The 3,550-nt window shown below is 64.3% G+C and carries 5 protein-coding genes; all 5 read left to right on the forward strand.

The genetic code is table 11. From position 1 onward, the window contains the following. The first annotated feature begins 404 nt into the window (after positions 1-404). On the forward strand, positions 405-1,664 hold the full coding sequence (locus ENJ19_08505; GenBank protein HHM05770.1) for a glutamate-5-semialdehyde dehydrogenase: 1,260 nt from the start codon (positions 405-407) through the stop codon (positions 1,662-1,664). A 63-nt stretch (positions 1,665-1,727) separates the two neighbouring features. Beyond that, positions 1,728-2,369: a nicotinate-nucleotide adenylyltransferase gene (nadD, locus tag ENJ19_08510; protein ID HHM05771.1), complete on the forward strand. Its 642-nt coding sequence runs from the start codon at positions 1,728-1,730 to the stop codon at positions 2,367-2,369. A 9-nt stretch (positions 2,370-2,378) separates the two neighbouring features. Then, positions 2,379-2,735, forward strand: a complete 357-nt coding sequence (rsfS, locus tag ENJ19_08515; protein HHM05772.1) for a ribosome silencing factor — start codon at positions 2,379-2,381, stop codon at positions 2,733-2,735. Beyond that, the gene (rlmH, locus tag ENJ19_08520; GenBank protein HHM05773.1) at positions 2,735-3,205 is read left to right on the forward strand and encodes a 23S rRNA (pseudouridine(1915)-N(3))-methyltransferase RlmH; all 471 of its coding nucleotides are present in this window, start codon (positions 2,735-2,737) and stop codon (positions 3,203-3,205) included. Before rsfS ends, rlmH begins: the two co-directional genes overlap by 1 nt. Next, the coding region (locus ENJ19_08525; GenBank protein HHM05774.1) for a septum formation inhibitor Maf at positions 3,202-3,550 on the forward strand (349 nt) is incomplete at its 3' end. The genes rlmH and ENJ19_08525, both read left to right, overlap by 4 nt.

The raw sequence follows: 3,550 nt of genomic DNA on the forward strand, positions 1-3,550 counted from the left end.
AGATAGTTCAGGTAAAGTTACACATCTTATGGCCTACAGTGGTAACGTGGTCATGTTTGCCGCAGGACAACACAACAATCCACCCCCGTGCAGCACCGTTGGCAATCATTGGGCGCTTTCTTTAAATTCAGAAACAGGAAAGGCGATGTACGCGATGCTGCTTTCTGCTGCTGCGCAAGGCCACACGGTTAATGTTTTCGGAGAGAACGCATGTAGTGCTTGGGGAGATAGGGAGAGTCCAATGTATATGTGGGTAGACTATTGAAGCAGGTATAGGGCACGCACTGCGTATCATGGCCTTGATTTCACCCCAGAGGTGTTGACATCACCTTGTCCGCGCCTAGGCCTGGTGCCACAGCAAAAACCGGTGCGCCGTGTGTGCCCCGCATTTTGAGATCGCCATCATGACGGACGTCAACCAATACATGAACGAAGTGGGCCGCCGGGCCCGCGCCGCCAGCCGCTTGATGAACACAGCGTCCACCCACGCCAAGAACGCCGCGTTGCTGGCCATGGCGGAGGCCCTGCACGCCAATGAAGCGGCGTTGCTGGAGGCCAACCGCCAGGACCTGGACGCCGGCAAGGCTCAGGGGCTGGACGCGGCCCTGCTGGACCGTCTCATGCTCGATCCCGGGCGCATCGCCGCCATGGCCGAGGGGCTGCGCCAGATTGCCACGCTGCCCGATCCGGTGGGCACTGTGTCCGACATGGCCTATCGCCCCTCCGGCATCCAGGTGGGCAGGATGCGGGTGCCGCTGGGGGTGGTCGGCATCATTTACGAGTCTCGTCCCAATGTGACGGCGGACGCCGCGGCCCTGTGTTTGAAATCGGGCAATGCCGCCATTTTGCGCGGTGGCTCCGAGGCCCGGCATTCCAATCAGGCCATCGCCGCTTGTGTGCACGCCGGTTTGGAGCAGGCGGGCCTGCCCGGTGATGCGGTGCAGGTGGTGGCGACCACCGACCGCGCCGCCGTGGGTGCCCTTATCACAATGAAAGACCACGTGGACGTGATCGTGCCGCGGGGTGGCAAGGGTCTGATCGAGCGCATCAGCGGCGAGGCCACGGTGCCGGTGATCAAACATCTGCACGGCGTCTGCCACGTGTACGTTGACGACAAGGCCGACCCGGACAAAGCCGTTGCCATCGCCTTCAACGCCAAAACCCAGCGTTACGGCGTGTGCAACACCATGGAAACCTTGCTGGTGGCCGCGGGCGTGGCGGAGCAGGTATTGCCCCGGCTGGGCGGGATGTATCAGGAAAAAGGCGTGGAAATGCGTGGCTGCCCCCGCACCCGCGAGTTGATTCCCGCCGCCAAGGCCGCCACCGATGAAGACTGGGACACAGAATATCTGGCGCCGATTCTCTCCATCCGCGTGGTGGCGGATCTGGATGCGGCCATGGCCCATATCGACCGTCACGGTTCCCGCCACACCGAGGCCGTCGTCACCGAAGATTACACGCGCGCCCGCCGCTTCCTGCGGGAAGTGGATGCCAGTTCGGTGATGGTCAACGCCTCCACCCGCTTTGCCGACGGCTTTGAATACGGTCTGGGGGCGGAGATCGGCATCAGCACTGACAAAATCCACGTGCGCGGCCCGGTGGGTTTGGAAGGGCTGACCGCGCAGAAATTCATTGTGTTAGGTGACGGTAATATCAAGCAGTGACCGGGCTCCAGCGGCAGGTCGCAAGGGTGGCGCGAAAAAGACTTGCGGCTTGAGCCTGTTTCCATGCTCGGCATCCTAGGCGGCACCTTCGATCCCGTGCATTTCGGTCATTTGCGGCCGGCGCTGGATGTGCTGCAGGCGCTGGAGCTGGACGAGGTGCGGGTGATGCCCTGCCGCACGCCGCCCCATCGCGAATCGCCGCGGGCGTCGCCTGAGCAGCGTCGGACCATGCTGGAGCTGGCGCTGGCGGATGAGCCGGGGCTGGTGCTGGACCGGCGCGAACTGGAGCGCGAGGGGCCGTCCTTCATGGTGGACACCTTCCAGTCGCTGCGGCACGAGCTGGGCGGTGAAATCCCTTTAGCGCTGATTCTGGGGATGGATGCCTTCCTCGGCCTGCCAAAGTGGCATCGCTGGGAGGCGCTGGCGGGCTTGTGTCATTTTGTGGTGACCCACCGACCCGGCTGGTCGCCCCCGGGATCAGGCGAGATGGCGCGATGGAGCCGGGCGCGCACCGTCAGTTCCGGGACAGCGCTTCGCGCCACGCCTGCGGGAAAAGTGTTTTACTCAGAAGTCACCCAGTTGGACATTTCCGCCTCGCACATCCGCGCGCTGTTGGCGGCGGGGCTGAGTCCCCGCTATTTGTTGCCGGATGCCGTGTTGGCCTACATTCGTGACACCGGCCTTTATGACACAGGCGCCAGGTAGAAAAGGCATATGCAGACCGACGAACTCAGACAATTGATACTGGACGCGCTGGAGGATTTGAAAGCCGCGGACGTACGCGTGCTGGATGTGCGTTCCCTCACCAGTATCACCGATTTGATGGTGATCGCCAGCGGCACCTCCACCCGTCATGTGAAGGCGCTGGCAGACAGCGTCATTGAAAAATCCAAGGCTGCCGGTTGTCGTCCCCTCAGCGTGGAAGGGGAGCGGGAAGCGGAATGGATCCTGGTGGATCTGGGCGATGCCGTGGTGCATGTGATGGTGCCGCGCACCCGCGAGTTCTACCAATTGGAAAAACTGTGGACCGTGGGCGAACCGGCCCGGGAGCAAAGCGCCACGCAAAGCTGATGCGCCTGCACCTCATCAGCGCCGGCACCCGCATGCCGCCTTGGGTGGTTCAGGGTTTCGACCAGTTCGCCACCCGCTTGCCGCCCGAATGCAGCCTGCAATTGCACGAAATTCCGTTGGGCCGGCGCAGCAGAAACACCAATCCCCTGCGGGCGCGGGAAGACGAGGGCCGGCGCATGCTGGCGGCTGTCCCCAAAAACGCGCGGGTGATCGCCCTGGACGTCACCGGCCGGGGCTGGTCCACGGAACAACTGGCCGCAGCGATGCAAGACTGGCTGCAGGACGGCCGTGACCTGGCTCTGCTGGTGGGCGGGCCGGAGGGCCTGGCGCCGGCTTGCGTCGCGCGGGCGGAGCTGCGCTGGTCCCTCTCCCCCCTCACTTTTCCCCACATGCTGGTGCGCCTCATCGTGGCCGAACAGCTCTATCGGGCCTGGTCGCTGCTCAAGGGCCATCCCTACCACCGGGCATGAGCCGCCGCCCGCCCACGCTGTACTTGGCTTCCGCCTCGCCCCGGCGGAGGGAGCTGTTGGCCGTGCTGGGACTGCCGTTCACGACACTGCGCCTTGCTCTGGACGAGACCCGCCTTCCCGGCGAGCCGCCCGGCGACTACGTGCTGCGCCTCGCCGCCGACAAGGCCCGCGCCGGACTGGCCCGCTGTCCACCCGGCGAAAACGCCTGCGTGCTGGGGGCCGATACCGCCGTGGTGCTGGGAAAGACCGTGCTGGGAAAACCCCGCGACCGCGCCGACGGTTTGGCCATGTTGGCGCGTCTTTCGGGTGTTACGCATCAGGTGTTCACCGGCGTGGCGGTGGCGA

Source organism: Gammaproteobacteria bacterium, assembly GCA_011375345.1.
Classification (GTDB): Bacteria; Pseudomonadota; Gammaproteobacteria; order DRLM01; family DRLM01; genus DRLM01.

Coding starts and splice junctions, on each gene's coding strand:
- ENJ19_08505 (HHM05770.1), top strand. CDS start 405: ATGACGGACGTCAACCAATACATGAACGAAGTGGGCCGCCGGGCCCGC.
- nadD (HHM05771.1), top strand. CDS start 1,728: ATGCTCGGCATCCTAGGCGGCACCTTCGATCCCGTGCATTTCGGTCAT.
- rsfS (HHM05772.1), top strand. CDS start 2,379: ATGCAGACCGACGAACTCAGACAATTGATACTGGACGCGCTGGAGGAT.
- rlmH (HHM05773.1), top strand. CDS start 2,735: ATGCGCCTGCACCTCATCAGCGCCGGCACCCGCATGCCGCCTTGGGTG.